We start from the raw sequence: 14,699 nt of genomic DNA on the forward strand, positions 1-14,699 counted from the left end.
GATAACGGATTGAACAAAGGGGTGAAGCCGTGTAGTTTCCGAATGAGCCCGTGAGCCTGAAAATTCAAAGAGACAGATTGCGTTCCATCCTGCTTGAGCGCTCGGTTGAGTTCGGGGAGTTTACACTGTCCTCGGGCGAGAAGAGCGCGCTTTACATAGACGCGAGAAAAACCACTCTTGACCCCGAAGGGGCGCGGCTTTGCGCGGAAATCTTTCTTGCCGAGTTTTCAAAAACCCCGCTGGCAAGCGCGATAGGGGGCCCCACCCTCGGCGCAGACCCCATTGTCGGCGCGATGCTCGCGCTGTGTGAAGACTCCGACCCGCGCGGCTTCATTGTCCGCAAGAGCGAAAAGGGGCACGGGACCCGCCGGTTGATTGAGGGCGGCCTTGCGGAGGGCGACATTGCCATGATGGTTGAGGATGTGGTTACCACGGGCGGCTCGGCGAGGCGCGCCATTGAGGCCGTCCGCGCGGCGGGGGCCGAGGTGTCAAAGGTTGCGGCTGTTGTCAGCAGGGCAAAGACGGCAAACCCGTTTGCCGATGAGGGCATAGATTTCTTCAGCATATTTGAGGAGAAAGACTTGCTTTCGGGGTAGGGGATTTGTTACGGGCAACCTTCTCTACTGCGGCGACAGCCTTTCCGTTCTCCCGGTTGACTTCCCCCGCTTTTTCGGTATCCTCTCGCCTTAAGAGTGGCAAACATGTCCCGTAATTTTGACATCTGCTCTGTTTCTTTCGGCGCGCGCCTCTGCGGTTGTGCGCCTTGTTCCTGCTGTATGTGATTTGAACGCGGTTTTCCGCTCCGTTTTTGACGGGGAGATTTGGAGGACAGGCGTTTGGAATCGGATTCCCCGTCAGGGGATTCGCCGGGTTTTTGTTTGCCGTTTTGAGAGTTTGATATGGAAACCGTTTTTATTGCGGCTGTCGGTCTGTCGGGATTGCTTGCCCTGAACATCGGGGCGAACAACTCCGCCGCGGCCATGGCATCCTCTTACGGGGCGGGCGCGCGGACAAAGAGACAGGCGGTCGGCCTGATAGCGGTTTTCGCGATTCTGGGCGCGCTGTTTGCGGGCGGCCCCGTGGTTGAAACAATGGGCAAAGGCATAGTGCCGCAAGCCGTGTTTTCATCCCGCGCCGCGCTTACGGTTGTGGTTCTGGTTATCGCGCTTGCCTTTGTCTCATGGGCGAACGCCTCAAGAGTTCCGGTCGCCACAACTCACGCCATTGTCTGCTCAATCGCGGGCATCGGCCTTTACCTCGGCTCGCTCAATCACGCGCGTTTTTACGAGATAGTGGGCTGGTGGGTGGCGGGTCCCGTAGTGTCGTGGGCGGCGGGCTTTCTTGTCGGCAAATTTCTTTATTACAGGATTTTGAACCATCTTGTTGAAAACTTCTCCGAAGAGGGCGTAAGCCGCGTTCTCAAGTGGTGCATAACGGTTTCGGGAACTTTTCTCGCGTTTTCCGCGGGCGCGAACAACTCCGCAAACGCCGTGGGGCCCGTTGTGGGGCTGGGCGTGATGGACTCGTCATCGGGGGTGCTGTTTGCGGGCGTGGCCATGGCTGTGGGGGCTCTTGTTTTAGGAGGCCGGGTTCTTGAGACCGTGGGCAAGGAGATAACCGAGATATGCCTCATAAGGGCGATAACGGTTGAGGCGGTCGCGGCGGTGATAATTGTTACGGCGTCTCTTGCGGGAATACCGGTTTCCATCACCGAGATAGTTACCGCCGGCATTGTGGGCTTCTCATGCGCCCAGCATGGGTTTGGGAAAACGGCAAGAAACCGCCATGTGCTCAGGATAGCGTTTTTCTGGCTTGCCGTGCCCGCCGCAACGGTGGCAATCGGATACATTGCGGCGATGTTTGTGCTAAAATAGGGCAGGATATGAGGTTCACCCCCCGGCAGATTGATGAATTGAACAGGCGTTTCTCGGACAAGAGCCCCGAAGAGATTGTGTCGTGGGCGATTGAGAAACTCCACCCGAAGGTCGCGCTCGCCACCAGTTTTCAGGTTCAGGGCTCCGTCCTGATAGACATTCTTATGAAAGCGGACCCCCGCGCGCGAATCTTCACGCTTGACACGGGCCGCCTCAATCCGGAGACCTACGAGATGGCGGAGCGCGTCAGAGAGAAATACGGCGCGCGCGTGGAGGTGGTTTTTCCCGACTCCGCCGAGGTGGGGGAAATGGTTTCGGAGCGCGGGGTCAATCTGTTTTACAGGGGCGCGGAGAACAGGCGGCTTTGCTGCGAGGTGAGAAAGGTCAGGCCGCTCGGCAGATACCTTGAGGGGATGGACGGCTGGATGACCTCTCTGCGCAGTGAGCAGACCCGGCGGAGGGCGGACGCGAAAAAGTTTGAATCAGACACTGTTCACGGCGGAATTTTGAAGATAAACCCCATTGTGGACTGGACGGAAGAGCGCGTCTGGGACTATGTGAAATCAAACGGCGTTCCCTACAACGCGCTTCACGACCGCGGATACCCGTCAATCGGCTGCGCCCCGTGCACGCGTGCGGTAGCTCCCGGAGACGACCCGCGCTCCGGAAGGTGGTGGTGGGAAACCGGCTCCGACAAGGAATGCGGCATACACTTTGCCCACGAGGAAACACCCGCCGTTGGCGACAAAGATTGAAAAGACTCTGCTCTCCGGTCTCAATCCCCGGCAGATTGAAGCGGTTTGCAACACGGGCGGGCATACCCTTGTTTTTGCGGGGGCGGGTTCGGGAAAGACCCGCGTCCTTACGACACGCATAGCTTTTCTGGTGCTGGAGACGGGAACGCCGCCGGAAGACATACTCGCCGTTACTTTCACAAACAAAGCCGCCCGCGAGATGAGGGAGAGGGTGGAGGCGGTTTTGCCCGGCGGAATTGGCGGAATATGGCTCGGCACTTTTCATTCCATTTGCGCCCGCATACTGCGCGCCGACATTGAGAAATTAGGGGAGGGGTACGGGAGCGGTTTTGTTATTTACGATACGGGGGATCAGATGGGTGTCATCAAAAGATGCCTTGCCGCCCGACAGTTGAGCGATGAGAACGGGCTTGCGGGGACGCTCCGGTTTCTTATTGAGCGGTTCAAAAGGGACGGCGATTTTCCGCCGACTCCGCAATCGTTTGAGCCGAATGAAAAAAATGCCGGTATGAAACTGGAACTTATTCACGCCTACGATGAGGAGATGAAAAAAGCGAACGCGCTTGATTTCAATGATTTGCTTATGCTTACAGACCGGCTTTTGAGGACGGACAAGGGGGCGCTGAAAAAATACAGGGGGCGTTTCCGCCACATACTTATTGACGAGTATCAGGACACAAACAGCATGCAATATAACTTTGTCAGAATGCTCGGAGAGAACAACGCGGAGGTTTTCGCCGTGGGTGATGACAGCCAGTCCATATACGCGTGGCGCGGCGCCGAACTTGAAAATATTCTGCGTTTTCCGGAGGACTTCAAGGGCGCGAAAGTCGTGCGCCTCACTCAAAACTACAGGTCAACCGCCCGCATAATCAAGGCGTCAAACTCCCTGATAAGCAACAACAGGGTCGGTGAAAAAAAGGAGATGTGGACGGAGGGGGAGGAGGGTGAAAAGATAGAGGTTTACGAGGCACGCAACGATTTTGACGAGGCGGACTTCGTGATTGGGAAAATAAAGTCTCTTGTGGACGGAGGGGGGTTTTCGCCGGGGGATTTTGCGGTTTTATACCGCACAAACAGCAGGTCGCTTCTGCTTGAGCAGAGATTTGCCAAAGAGCCGGGAATTTCCTGCGTGGTGGTGGGCGCGCTGAGTTTCTTTGCGCGGGCGGAGATAAAGGACATAGTTTCATATCTGCGTCTTCTGGGAAATCCCTCGGATGACGCGGCCGTCGCACGGATAATCAACATGCCGCCGAGGGGCATCGGCGGGGTAACGGTTGACAGGCTTTCCGCCTATGCGGCAAAAAACAAAATCTTAATTATGGATGCGGCAAAATCTCCCGAAAAAGAGAGTTTTCTCGGCGCAAGGGCGGCGGCTTCAGTGGAGAGATTTGTTCAAATAATGGAATCTCTTTCCTTACGGACAAAGAATGCGGGGACGGCGGAGGCGATAGAAACGGTTATTAAGGAGAGCGGCTACAAAGACATTTTGGACAAAGATGAGGACAGGAAAGAAAATGTGGATGAATTGTTGAATGCGGCGCATGAGTTTGACGGCGGCTCCGAAGGGGGGGAGGGATTTCGCGGTTTTATTGAAAATGTCGCGCTTGCATCGGACACCGACACCGGAACCGGCGGAGACCGGGTAAAACTCATGACGCTTCACGCGTCAAAAGGGCTTGAATTTCCGGTCGTTTTCATATCGGGAATGAGCGACGGCCTCATACCGCTTTCCCGCGTTTTGAATCGCGACCCCAAGGAGCTTGAAGAGGAAAGGCGGCTCTGCTATGTGGGGATGACGCGGGCTATGAAGCGGCTTTTTATAAGTTACCCGCTTGAGAGAAGACTTTACGGCGGCGACACCGAGATGGTTCAACCGTCCCGTTTTCTTAAGGAGATTCCGGAGGAATTTTTGGAGTATGAACAGTTTTACTCCGCTTCCGTTCCGGGCGGAAAGCCCGTCACCGGCGCGGTTTATGCGCCGCCGCCCCGCCATGCGGTGGCGGCGGGTTTTGCCGCAGGGGGCTACGTGCGGCACGACAAATTCGGACGCGGCAAGGTCGTGAGGGTTGAAGGCGGGGGGCCGAAGGCGGCCGTAACGGTTATTTTTCCCAGAGCGGGAAGAAAAAGGATTCTGGCGTCGTTTCTGAAAACTGTCTGATTATTTCCTTTTCTTTTTATAAAGAAACAGTTGCCATTTTTCCTCGGCGACTCCCGCCCCGTCCATCTCCGCTCTTGCCAGAGTGAAAAACAGGTCTGAAAGCCGGTTTATGTAGGAAGGAATTGCGGGATTAACCTCATCCAGTTTCATTAGAGACGCAAGGTGGCGCTCGCCTCTGCGTATCTGAGTTCGGACAACATGGCAGAGCGCGGATATTTCATTGCCGCCCGGAAGCAGGAAATAATCAGACGGGGACGATATGCTTTCCTCAAGTTCGTCAATCCATTTTTCGCAAAACTCCGCCCCGTCAACCGGCATCGGATTGGTGTTTGCCTTGTGCGAGTCCGAAGGGCGCGCAAGGTGCGACATCATGTCCATCATGTCTTTTTGTATCTTTTGCAGGTTTTTCTGCCACGGGTGCGAATCTCCCAGCTTTGAACGCATAAGCCCTATGGTGGAATTTGCCTCGTCAAGCGTTCCGTAACACTCAACGCGCGTGTCATCCTTGTCAACGCGCCTTCCGCCGAACAATGCGGTTTTCCCCGTGTCCCCCTTTTTCGTGTATATCTTCACCGTTGCGTCCTCCTTATGTCGCCCGCGCGTGTGTATTCCGCCCCTATGGCGCGGGAAAAACGCGCCGCCGCCCCTATTTTTACAAACCCCGTCTCGGTGTCAATAACGGTCGCGCGGACTGATTTTCCGACAAGATGTTTGAATTTTTTTACGCAGTCCTCAAAAGGGTCGCCGCCGCCCTCGCAGAAATTGACCCTCCCGTCCGTAAATATGTGAATCTCCGCGCCGCCCTTTTTCCGCTTCAGCAATTTTGCGGCAAGAACAACGCCGGCGCTCATGTTGGTTCTGCCGCCGGTCTTGAGATTTTTCAGGCTTTCAATCAGTTTTTCCGCCCCCGCGCCCGAAGGAGAAAAAACATGCGCCGAGTCCCCGGAAAGCGCCACTCCGGAAAACTCCACTATTTTCCCCCTGTTGTTTTTTGCCGTTTGCGCCGCCATGGCTTTTGCGTGGGAGATCTGTTTTCCCGAAGCCATTGAGCCGCTGGAATCAACAAGCAGAACTACGGACACATTCGCCCTGCCGCGCTCCGCTTTGAAGCGCGGCGAAAATTCCCCCCGTATCACATGCCGCCGCACGGTCTCATAGAGGTCAATTTTTTCTTTTTCACCGGCGGGTTTTTCCCGTCCCGCCGCGTCTCCCGTCTCAAAATATCCGCGCCTTCCGGCGGGAGGGTCCGGCTCAATTTTCACCGCCTCAAATTCCCCTTCGGGCGCGAGAACGGCTTCATTTCTCGGAAACCACCCGTAATTTGAGAGCATGTCCGTTTCGTCTCCGGCCTTGTCTTTTACTTCGCCGCTTTCAGTTTCGGGTTTTTCGGAGTTTTTTTTTCCGTTTGTTCCCCGGAGTCCCGCGCCGCCGCGCTCCGGTGCGCGAGAACAAAGGGCGCCACTCTTTCCGCATCCCGCCCGGTCGCCTCGTCCCTGCCCTCAAGGGCGGCAAGCGCGCGCGCGGATTTAACTATAAGTATGTCCGCCCTCATTCCCTCCGCCCCGCATTCGGACGCCATTGCGGACGCCTTTTCAAATAGCCCGCCGGGAATTTTGACGGACTCAAGGTTTTTCGCCGCTCCGGTTATGGCGAGGCGCGTTTTTTCCTGCTCCCGCTCAAACCGGGCGCGGAAACCGCCGGGGTCGGAATCAAACTCCATCCTGCGCCGGGCAATCTCCGTTCTGGTCTCCGTGTCTCCGGGCGCCCCGACCTCAACGCACAGGCCGAACCTGTCCAGAAGTTGGGGTCTGAGTTCCCCTTCCTCAACATTCATCGTTCCCACAAGGCGGAAGCGCGAGACCACCCTCCGCGAAATTCCGTCCCGCTCAAGCATGTATTCCCCCGCCGCCGCGGCGTCAAGAAGTATGTCCGTGAGATAGTCGTCAAGAAGGTTTACCTCGTCTATGTAGAGTATTCCGCCGTTTGCCTGCTCCAGCAGCCCCGCGCGCACGCTCTGGTGTTTTTCGTTTATCAGTTTCTCAAGGTCAACTGCCCCGAGAACCCTGTCTTCGGTGGCGCCGATTGGGAGATTAACCACCGGAAACCGGTTTTTGCCTTCCGAAAGCATCTCGCCCATCGCCCTCACGGCGGTGGTTTTGCCCGTTCCCTTCTCACCGCGCGCGAGGACGCCGCCTATCTGAACGTCAACCGCGCAAAGCGACAGGGCGAGTTTCAGGTCATCCTGCCCGACTATCGCCGTGAACGGAAATATGCCTGTCTGTTTCTCAGCCATTTTCATCAGGATACCACACTATTTGCCCGTCAAGCCCCGCGAGCGCGAGGGTGAGTCCGCCGCTGAAACGTTCCCGGCAGCGCGCGCGGCATCTTTTCAGCAGTTCCCTGTAAAACGGCGCGTTCTGCGAAAGGGGGAAAATTTCCGTGAGACGCCCGGCCATGTTCAACTCTCCAATTGCTTGCGCCGCATCCGTTCCCGCGCCGGATTTTTCCGTAATATCGGCGATAAGTTCTTTGTTCCAAACATTTTTTCCGCTGTGCGTGTCCATGTCTCCGCCCGCCAGTTTAACCGCTTTTCCTATCATTGTGGCAAGGGTCAGGTCTGCAATACCGTTCTTCTCCGCAGCGTCAAGCAGTTTGCCTATCCAGTTGCCGTATTGGATGAATGCGTAGTCCGGCAGGTCCGGAAACCGCTTTCTGAGAAATTTTTCGCTTCTTCCGCCTGAGGATGCGACCACATGGGGGCTTCCGTTGCTCGCCGCTATTTTCACCGCCTGAACTATGCTCGCCACATAGGACGCGCTTGAAAACGGCCTCACAACGCCCGTTGTTCCTATTATTGAGATTCCGCCTTTTATACCGAGACGGGAGTTAAGGGTTTTTTTTGCGAGTTTTTCTCCTTCGGGAACAAAAACCTTTATATCCGCCCCCGGGGTTTTTCCGTTCCCGCCGCTTTGTTCCAGCAACTCGCGGACGATATTGGTCATCATCTTTCTGGGCGTTTTATTTATCGCGGGTTCTCCCACGTTCAGACCCAGCCCCGGAAGGGTTACTTTCCCCACGCCTTTGCCGCGCAGAAACCGTATTTCCCCCGTGTTGTTGAGCAGCACCGTTGCCCCTATCACCGCGCCGTGCGTAACATCGGGGTCGTCTCCGGCGTCTTTCACCGTGGTGGCGGTCGCTTTGTTTTCCGAGAATTCGCATGAGTTTATTTTGAACGCCGCTTTTTTGCCGCCCGGAAGAGTTAGTTCCACCCGCCGTATTTTTTTGCGCCCGAGCGCGCTCATCACCGCCGCTTTTGAGCAAGCCGCCGCGCACGCGCCGGTGGTGTGGCCGGTTTTCATTTTTTTCACATTTGCGGGCGGGGTTTCAAGACACATTTGCGCGCCTCCTTATTTTTTCCGCCAGTTCTTTTTCCGAAAACACCGCGCCGGAAAAGGGAGGTTCTTCCGGCTTTTTTATGACGGCTATTTTCGCGCCGCTTTCAATTGCGGCTCTGATCTTCGCTTCCTGTCCGCCGCTGTCGCCGCTTTCCTTGGTTACAATCCGTTTGATTTTGAGTTTTTCAAAAAGTGCTTTTTCCTTTTTGAAGTCCGATGACGGCATTTCCGTTATGAGCCGGTTTTCGGGGAAGCCCTGTTTTACTGCAAGGGAGACCGAGGTTTTGCGCGGCAGTATGCGGGCGTAACAATCCTTCCGCTCTTTCCATAATGGCTTGAGTTCGGAAAGGGTTTGAACGCCGCTTAAAATCAGGGTTGCGCCGTCTTCGTTATTCAGTTCCCGAACCGCCTCCGCATAGTTGTCGCAATAAACCGCAAGCGGGTGTTCAGTTCGTTCGGGATATTTTCTTGAGTAGCGTATAACCTCCGCGCCGGTTTCTTCCGACACCCGCGCCACGGCGGCGTGAAGATGGAGCGCAAAAGGATGCGCCGCATTGACAATCAGCCGTATATTGTTTTTTTCAACGAAACTTTGTAGCGCGTCCCCGTCAAGAGCGCCGTGAATGTATTCGCACAATCCGGACGGGCAAAAATCCGTCTGCGTTTTTGTTGAATAAAAATACCGCATATTCAGCCCGTCCAGCGCCGACGCCGCTTTTTTCCCCTCCGTTGTGCCGCCGAAAATGATCGTGTGCGGCGATTTTTTATTTCCTTTCTTCATCGCGCCCTGAACAAATGCCTCCATTTCGGGTGGTAAAGGCGCGAGCGCGTCCCGCTTGCCTTCAGCGCGTCTCCCACGACTATCAGAACCGTCCGCGTCAGTTTGTTGTCTCTCACTATGTCCGCAAGTTCCTCAAGCCGTCCGCGCCATATTCTCTCATCCTCCCATGTTACCCGGTGAAGAACCGCGACCGGAGTGTCGGGCGCGTAATGTTCAAGAAGACCGCCCTGCACCCTTCGCGCCATTTTTGCGCTGAGAAAAATGCACATGGTCGCGCCGTGCCTCGCCATATCCCGCAACTTCTCCCCCTCCGGCATCGGGGTTTTCCCCTCGCCCCTTGTCAGAATTATTGACTGCGCAACCTCCGGCGCGGTGAGTTCCGCGCCAAGCCGCGCCGCCGCCGCCTGAAAGGAAGACACCCCCGGAACAATGACAAAATCCATCCCCTTCGCCCGGAGAATCTCCGTCTGCTCGGCGGTCGCCCCGTAAATAGAAGGGTCGCCCGAATGCAGGCGGACAATCAGCGCGCCTTTTTTATAAAATTTCTCCATCAGCGCGGTTTGCTCTTCAAGCGTCATTGAGGCGGAGTTTTTGACAACGGCGTCCGCCTTTGCTCCGGCGGTCAGGTTTTTCGGAACAAGGCTTCCGGCGTAAAGAACCAAATCCGCCCGCCTGATTAAATCCCGCCCCTCAACGGTTATTAGGCGCGGGTCTCCGGGGCCCGCCCCCACCATGGCCACCAGCCCGCGCCCCACTGCGGCTTTCCCTCCGTCCGCAACGGCAAGCGCAAACGTGTATTTTTTGCCGGACGGCAGGGTTATTTTCGTTTTTTCAAGCGAAAGTTTTTTTACTCCCGCCACAAGCAAAGCCGCCGGCTCGCATACTCCGTCCGTTCCGGTTTTCTGCAAAACCGTTTTTGACGGGTTCGGTTTGAAGGTCGCCGCGAGTTTCTTTTCTTCGTGAATGATAAAAGGGATGTTCAATTTTTCCGCAAGCGCGACAAATGCCCGCTCTTCCCCTTTGATCTTTGCGCTCGCAATCGCCGCAAGGTCGTCCGGGGAAAATCCCCGCTTTTTCATTTCTTTTTCAAAGGATTTTATAAACTCCTCCGGATTTATTCCCTTCTGGCTTCCCAGCCCCGCGCACAGCGCTCCGGGGCGCGTCGTTTCCGCCGTGGTTATCACCGGCGTCGCGCCGATAAGGGCGGCGGTTTTTTCCGCCAGATTGTTCGCCCCGCCCTCATGCCCCGAAAGAACCGCCTGACAAAAAAGCCCGTCCTCGGAAACATTGACGACCGCCGGGTCGGTTTTTTTATTTTTGATGTTCGGGGCGATGCAGCGAACGCATATTCCGAGCGCGCCCACAAAAATGAAACCTTCATAGTCGCCGAATTTTTGCGCGGTGAACTCCGCCACCGATTTGACCGTTTTCACTCCGCCGCCCTTTTTGACGGACACAATGTCAAACCGCTTCGGCGTTTTTCCGCAAATTTTCCGCGCAAGCGCGATTCCGGTTTCCGACACCGCTATGACGGCGATCTTTTTCATGTCTTCACCGCGCAAAGAACCGTAACGTTTTCCGCCGTCAGGGCGGGCGGCTCTTCAAATCCCCCGTCCTTTGCGCTCTCGCGGAAAACCGCTTTGCTTTCCTCCGTAACGCTGTTGATAACCACCCTGCCTCCGGGGCGGACAATGTCGCGCAAAATTTCCATCATCTCCGCAAGCCGCCCGCCGTGCCCGCCGATGAACACCGCATCGGGAGCGGGGCGGCGGCGCGGCTCCGCTTCAAAAAAATCCGACATTACAACCTCTATTCCGGGCGCGGAGAAAAGTCTGGAGTTTTTTTCAATAAGCGCCTCGCACCGGGGGTTCTTTTCAAACGCCGTTACCCTCAGCCCCGCAAACCGCCGCCGCGCCTCCACCGAAACCGAGCCCGTGCAGAAACCGATGTCCCAAAACCGCCCGGCCCCGCCGAGGCAAAGCCGTTTGAACGCCGCTTCCCGCGCCTCCGGTTTGGTTATCATGCCCGGCCTGCCGGGAAGCGTCTCAAACGCCGCGCCCTCCCGCGCCGCGCCCGCCGTCTTTTCCATAACAACGGCGCACGGCTGCAAAAAACTTTCCGCCGCCGCCCGCTCCGCATTCATCCGCCGCACCCTTTCCCCAGCCTCGCCGAGCCGCTCTCCGGTAACAAACCGGTAGTTTCCGAATCCGTATTCAACCATCCGCCCTGCCGCCGCCGAAGGGGATTTTACCGAATCGGTCAAAAGCCCTATGGTTTGCCCGCCCTCTATGAGGGCGCGGTCAAGTTCGTGCCAGTCTCTGCCGTGGACGGACGCCGCCGAGACCGCGCGAAAATCAATCCCCGCCCGCCCGCAGAGAGCCTCAATGCTGCTCGGAGCTCTGAAAACCTCCATGCGGCTTTCAGGGCGCAAACGTTTGACGGTTTGCCCTATGCCGTAAAAAAGCGGGTCTCCCGAAGCGAATATGACAACCGGGCTCTTCCCCTCTCCGATGCGCCGGTCATAGGCGGCAAACACTTTTTCCATGTCCGCGCCTATGTCTATCCACTCGCCGCCGGACGGAAGCAGTTTGCGAACCTTTTCATAGTGCCTTTTTCCGCCGGAAAAAACCGTGCTTTCCCGCATGAGCAGGGCGGCCCTTTCGCACAGCGCAACGCCGCCGCTTTCGCACGCAATCCCTATCACCGCGTAGTGCGGTTTTGCCGGGTCTGAACCGTTCATACACCGCATTATAAGCCCCGCCGCGCAATTGAAAAAGCCCCGGCCTCTCTTATACTACTGCCCGCCCCGGAGGACGGGGGCCGGTATTGGCTAAAAAAACAGTGCAAAAAAATTCAAGGTCGGCGGCGCTTTTCGCCTCGGCGCGCAAGGTTCTGGCGGGCGGAGTCAACAGCCCCGTCCGCTCTTTCAACGCGGTGGGAGGCTCTCCTCTTTTCATTTCAAAGGCGAAGGGCGCTTATGTTTACGATGCGGACGGCAACCGCCACACGGATTACATGGGCTCGTGGGGCGCGCTGATTCTGGGGCATGCGCACCCTTCCGTGGTTCGCGCCGTGTCGGCGGCGGCGCGCGCCGGAACCAGTTACGGCGTTTCGTGCGAGGCGGAAACGGAACTTGCAAAAACGCTTGCGCGCTCTTTCAAGTCGGTTGAGAAGATCAGAATGACCAACTCCGGCACCGAGGCGCTTATGAGCGCGGCGCGGCTTGCCCGCGCTTTCACCGGGCGCGATTTGCTGGTGAAGTTTGACGGCTGCTACCACGGCCACGCAGACCATCTGCTTGTGAAGGCGGGCAGCGGAGCCACCACCTTCGGCCACCCCTCAAGCGCCGGAGTGCCCCGCGCTTTCACTTCAAAAACGCTCACCGCCCCCTACAACGACACGGGAGCGGTTAAAAAACTTTTCGCCCGCAGGGGGCGCGAGATCGCGGCAATCGTGGTTGAGCCGGTCGCGGGAAACATGGGGGTCGTTCCCCCCGCGCCGGGTTTTCTTGAGTTTCTCGGAAAAGTGACGGCGCGCCACGGCGCGCTTCTTGTTTTTGACGAGGTTATAACCGGAATGCGTTTTGCGGGCGGCGCGCAGAAAAGGTTCGGCGTTGCCGCAGACATAACCTGCCTCGGCAAGATAATCGGCGGCGGGCTTCCGGTGGGCGCGCTGGGGGCGCGCGGGGAGATAATGGACATGCTTTCCCCCGAAGGGCCGGTTTATCAGGCGGGGACCCTGTCGGGCAACCCGCTTGCGGTTGCGGCGGGGCTTGCGACCGTCAGGGGCATGGGCGGCGGGCGCGGCCTTGCGGGGATTGACGCCCGCGCGGCGCGGCTGTGCGATATGATACTTTCCTCCGCCCGCCGCCTCGGCGCGCCGGTTACGGTCAACCGCGAGGGCTCCATGTTCACGGTCTTTTTCTCTGAAAAGCCGGTTACGGACTATGTTTCCGCCCTCAAGTGCGACACCCGGATGTTCGGCGTTTTTCATTCGGCGCTCAGGGAAAGGGGCGTTCTTTTTCCGCCGTCCCAGTTTGAGGCGGCGTTTGTGTCAAAGGCGCACACGGACGCCGATATAGAGAAAACGGCGCGGGCGGTTGAGGGCGCTCTCGCCCGCGCGTGCGGACAATGAGGCACAAGTGGATGGTTTTTGCGGTTGTGGGGATGGAGATGGCGGCGGCGGTTGCGGCGGGGCTTTTCGCGGGCGACTGGCTTGATTCAAAACTCGGCACAGAGACGCCGTACATGACGGTTGCGGGGCTGGTCGCCGGAACCGCCGGGGGGATGGTTCTGCTTTTCAGAACGCTGGGGAGGTTCGGATGACGCGCCGTCCCGAAGTTTTCGCCCTCGGCTTTTCGCTTGCGTCCGCGCTTGGGGGCGGCTTGCTTTTCGGGGCGGGATTCGGGCTGGCCGCCGTGAGTTCGGGGGTTTTGTTTGCGGCCGATGTTGCGGTTCTGCGCCTCATAGTCGCCGGTTTTACCAACCCCGAAGGGGCGGAGAAAATCTCGGTCGCGCGGGCGGCGGTTCTGTTTTTTATCAAGATAGCGGTTCTGGTATCAATCGCGGTTTTTCTGATACTGTTTGCAAGATTGGATGTTTTAGGTTTTACTACGGGCCTGACGGCGGGAGTCGCCGGAGTCATAACATCGGGTTTGATTACGAAGAGTGGAACACTTTAGCTGGTGGACATTGATGGGGCCGGAGATTGCCCGTTACGACCACATAATCGGTCTTGGCGTGGTTGTGGCGTTTCTGACGGTTGTGGGGCTGGGGTTCAGAAGAAGCGTCCGTGCGGACACCTCGCCGCTGCCCTCGGAAAAGGTCAGTTTCAGAAACTTCGTTGAGTTGATAGGCATAGACTTTCTGTTTGGCATGCTTACAAACATTTTAGGCTCGCGCGAGAAGGCGCAGCATTACTTTCCTCTGCTTGCGGGCTCGTTTTTCTTCATACTTTTCTGCAACCTGCTCGGCATTGTTCCGGGCTTTCTGCCGCCCACGGGCACGCTCAACACGACCCTTGCCTTCGGGGTTCTGATCTTCATTATGTATAACTTCTACGGCTTCCGCGCCCACGGCGGCGGTTATGTGAGGCAGTTCTTGGGCCCCGTGGCGTTTCTCGCGCCGCTGATGCTTATCATTGAACTGGTGAGCCATGTTGTCCGCCCGGTGTCGCTTTCTTTGCGGCTGTTTATGAACATCACGGGAGACCACATGGTTATGGGCGTCTTTATGAACCTGACGCATTTCTTTATCCCCGCTCTGTTTATCGCGCTCGGCATATTTGTCAGTTTTCTTCAGGCGTTTATATTTACGGTGCTCTCCGCCATTTACATAGGGCTTGCGGAGTCGCACCACTGATTTGGATTTTGGAGACACAACCTTACAAGGAGGAATAAGATGAAAAGGTTTGTATTTACAGTCGCCGCGCTTGCCGTGGCGGGTGTTTTCGGCTTTGCGCCGGATGCGTTTGCCGCTACGGGTGAAACCGGAGACCTTGCCAAGCTCGGCATAGGTCTTGGGGCGGGGCTTGGAATCGGCATAGCCGCGGCCATAGCCGGCCTCGGACAGGGCAGGGCGACCGCCGCCGCGCTTGAGGGTATCGCAAGAAACCCCGGAGCGGCGTCAAAGATTCAGACACCGATGATCATCGGTCTGGCTCTGATTGAGTCGCTCGTCATTTACGCGCTTCTGATAGCGTTTCTGCTTCAGGGCAAGATTTAAGTCGGCGTAA

At 57.0% G+C, this 14,699-nt stretch carries 16 protein-coding genes; 9 read left to right on the forward strand and 7 right to left on the reverse strand.

Features of this window, described 5'->3' with window-relative positions:
• Nucleotides 1-50: 50 nt before the first annotated feature.
• The 4 genes from pyrE (at nucleotide 51) to OXF42_03340 (ending at nucleotide 4,790) form a co-directional block, all read left to right on the forward strand.
• Nucleotides 51-596, forward strand: coding sequence for an orotate phosphoribosyltransferase (gene pyrE, locus OXF42_03325; protein MCY4047126.1), 546 nt, complete (start codon nucleotides 51-53; stop codon nucleotides 594-596).
• A gap of 303 nt (nucleotides 597-899) precedes the next feature.
• On the forward strand, nucleotides 900-1,874 hold the full coding sequence (locus OXF42_03330) for an inorganic phosphate transporter (protein ID MCY4047127.1): 975 nt from the start codon (nucleotides 900-902) through the stop codon (nucleotides 1,872-1,874).
• An 8-nt stretch (nucleotides 1,875-1,882) separates the two neighbouring features.
• Complete coding sequence (locus tag OXF42_03335; GenBank protein MCY4047128.1) at nucleotides 1,883-2,629, forward strand: phosphoadenylyl-sulfate reductase; 747 nt, start codon at nucleotides 1,883-1,885, stop codon at nucleotides 2,627-2,629.
• On the forward strand, nucleotides 2,613-4,790 hold the full coding sequence (locus OXF42_03340; GenBank protein MCY4047129.1) for a UvrD-helicase domain-containing protein: 2,178 nt from the start codon (nucleotides 2,613-2,615) through the stop codon (nucleotides 4,788-4,790). The genes OXF42_03335 and OXF42_03340 overlap by 17 nt, the downstream gene beginning before the upstream one ends.
• Here OXF42_03340 and OXF42_03345 read toward each other — a convergent pair whose 3' ends face one another.
• The 7 genes from OXF42_03345 to cbiE are packed head-to-tail and all read right to left on the reverse strand — an operon-like array spanning nucleotide 4,791 to nucleotide 11,715.
• Nucleotides 4,791-5,363, reverse strand: a complete 573-nt coding sequence (locus OXF42_03345) for a cob(I)yrinic acid a,c-diamide adenosyltransferase (GenBank protein ID MCY4047130.1) — start codon at nucleotides 5,361-5,363, stop codon at nucleotides 4,791-4,793.
• Complete coding sequence (locus OXF42_03350) at nucleotides 5,360-6,121, reverse strand: VWA domain-containing protein (GenBank protein MCY4047131.1); 762 nt, start codon at nucleotides 6,119-6,121, stop codon at nucleotides 5,360-5,362. Before OXF42_03350 ends, OXF42_03345 begins: the two co-directional genes overlap by 4 nt.
• Nucleotides 6,122-6,147: 26 nt before the next feature.
• Nucleotides 6,148-7,083: an AAA family ATPase gene (locus tag OXF42_03355; protein ID MCY4047132.1), complete on the reverse strand. Its 936-nt coding sequence runs from the start codon at nucleotides 7,081-7,083 to the stop codon at nucleotides 6,148-6,150.
• Nucleotides 7,076-8,185, reverse strand: coding sequence for a cobalt-precorrin-5B (C(1))-methyltransferase (locus tag OXF42_03360; protein MCY4047133.1), 1,110 nt, complete (start codon nucleotides 8,183-8,185; stop codon nucleotides 7,076-7,078). Before OXF42_03360 ends, OXF42_03355 begins: the two co-directional genes overlap by 8 nt.
• Complete coding sequence (cobK, locus tag OXF42_03365; GenBank protein MCY4047134.1) at nucleotides 8,175-8,990, reverse strand: precorrin-6A reductase; 816 nt, start codon at nucleotides 8,988-8,990, stop codon at nucleotides 8,175-8,177. Before cobK ends, OXF42_03360 begins: the two co-directional genes overlap by 11 nt.
• Complete coding sequence (cobM, locus tag OXF42_03370) at nucleotides 8,963-10,513, reverse strand: precorrin-4 C(11)-methyltransferase (GenBank protein ID MCY4047135.1); 1,551 nt, start codon at nucleotides 10,511-10,513, stop codon at nucleotides 8,963-8,965. The genes cobK and cobM overlap by 28 nt, the downstream gene beginning before the upstream one ends.
• The gene (cbiE, locus tag OXF42_03375; GenBank protein MCY4047136.1) at nucleotides 10,510-11,715 is read right to left on the reverse strand and encodes a precorrin-6y C5,15-methyltransferase (decarboxylating) subunit CbiE; all 1,206 of its coding nucleotides are present in this window, start codon (nucleotides 11,713-11,715) and stop codon (nucleotides 10,510-10,512) included. Before cbiE ends, cobM begins: the two co-directional genes overlap by 4 nt.
• A gap of 77 nt (nucleotides 11,716-11,792) precedes the next feature.
• Here cbiE and hemL point away from each other — a divergent pair, with 77 nt between their 5' ends.
• From hemL to OXF42_03400, 5 genes are read left to right on the forward strand one after another with little or no spacing between them, the layout of a single operon-like run.
• On the forward strand, nucleotides 11,793-13,100 hold the full coding sequence (hemL, locus tag OXF42_03380; protein MCY4047137.1) for a glutamate-1-semialdehyde 2,1-aminomutase: 1,308 nt from the start codon (nucleotides 11,793-11,795) through the stop codon (nucleotides 13,098-13,100).
• On the forward strand, nucleotides 13,097-13,291 hold the full coding sequence (locus tag OXF42_03385) for an AtpZ/AtpI family protein (protein ID MCY4047138.1): 195 nt from the start codon (nucleotides 13,097-13,099) through the stop codon (nucleotides 13,289-13,291). The genes hemL and OXF42_03385 overlap by 4 nt, the downstream gene beginning before the upstream one ends.
• On the forward strand, nucleotides 13,288-13,647 hold the full coding sequence (locus tag OXF42_03390; protein ID MCY4047139.1) for a hypothetical protein: 360 nt from the start codon (nucleotides 13,288-13,290) through the stop codon (nucleotides 13,645-13,647). The genes OXF42_03385 and OXF42_03390 overlap by 4 nt, the downstream gene beginning before the upstream one ends.
• Nucleotides 13,634-14,326, forward strand: coding sequence for a F0F1 ATP synthase subunit A (atpB, locus tag OXF42_03395; protein ID MCY4047140.1), 693 nt, complete (start codon nucleotides 13,634-13,636; stop codon nucleotides 14,324-14,326). Before OXF42_03390 ends, atpB begins: the two co-directional genes overlap by 14 nt.
• A 39-nt stretch (nucleotides 14,327-14,365) precedes the next feature.
• Nucleotides 14,366-14,689 carry a F0F1 ATP synthase subunit C gene (locus OXF42_03400; GenBank protein MCY4047141.1) on the forward strand — a complete coding sequence of 108 codons (324 nt, stop codon included), beginning with the start codon at nucleotides 14,366-14,368 and terminating at the stop codon, nucleotides 14,687-14,689.
• Nucleotides 14,690-14,699: the final 10 nt, after the last annotated feature.

Source organism: Candidatus Dadabacteria bacterium, assembly GCA_026708565.1.
Classification (GTDB): domain Bacteria; phylum Desulfobacterota_D; class UBA1144; order Nemesobacterales; family Mycalebacteriaceae; genus Mycalebacterium.

What these genes read in the sequence shown, in the direction of transcription:
- OXF42_03390 (MCY4047139.1), top strand. Translation starts at nt 13,288, where the DNA reads ATGACGCGCCGTCCCGAAGTTTTCGCCCTCGGCTTTTCGCTTGCGTCC.
- OXF42_03330 (MCY4047127.1), top strand. Translation starts at nt 900, where the DNA reads ATGGAAACCGTTTTTATTGCGGCTGTCGGTCTGTCGGGATTGCTTGCC.
- cobK (MCY4047134.1), bottom strand. Translation starts at nt 8,990, where the DNA reads ATGGAGGCATTTGTTCAGGGCGCGATGAAGAAAGGAAATAAAAAATCG.
- OXF42_03335 (MCY4047128.1), top strand. Translation starts at nt 1,883, where the DNA reads ATGAGGTTCACCCCCCGGCAGATTGATGAATTGAACAGGCGTTTCTCG.
- OXF42_03350 (MCY4047131.1), bottom strand. Translation starts at nt 6,121, where the DNA reads ATGCTCTCAAATTACGGGTGGTTTCCGAGAAATGAAGCCGTTCTCGCG.
- OXF42_03400 (MCY4047141.1), top strand. Translation starts at nt 14,366, where the DNA reads ATGAAAAGGTTTGTATTTACAGTCGCCGCGCTTGCCGTGGCGGGTGTT.
- cobM (MCY4047135.1), bottom strand. Translation starts at nt 10,513, where the DNA reads ATGAAAAAGATCGCCGTCATAGCGGTGTCGGAAACCGGAATCGCGCTT.
- cbiE (MCY4047136.1), bottom strand. Translation starts at nt 11,715, where the DNA reads ATGCGGTGTATGAACGGTTCAGACCCGGCAAAACCGCACTACGCGGTG.
- OXF42_03385 (MCY4047138.1), top strand. Translation starts at nt 13,097, where the DNA reads ATGAGGCACAAGTGGATGGTTTTTGCGGTTGTGGGGATGGAGATGGCG.
- OXF42_03355 (MCY4047132.1), bottom strand. Translation starts at nt 7,083, where the DNA reads ATGGCTGAGAAACAGACAGGCATATTTCCGTTCACGGCGATAGTCGGG.
- OXF42_03360 (MCY4047133.1), bottom strand. Translation starts at nt 8,185, where the DNA reads ATGTGTCTTGAAACCCCGCCCGCAAATGTGAAAAAAATGAAAACCGGC.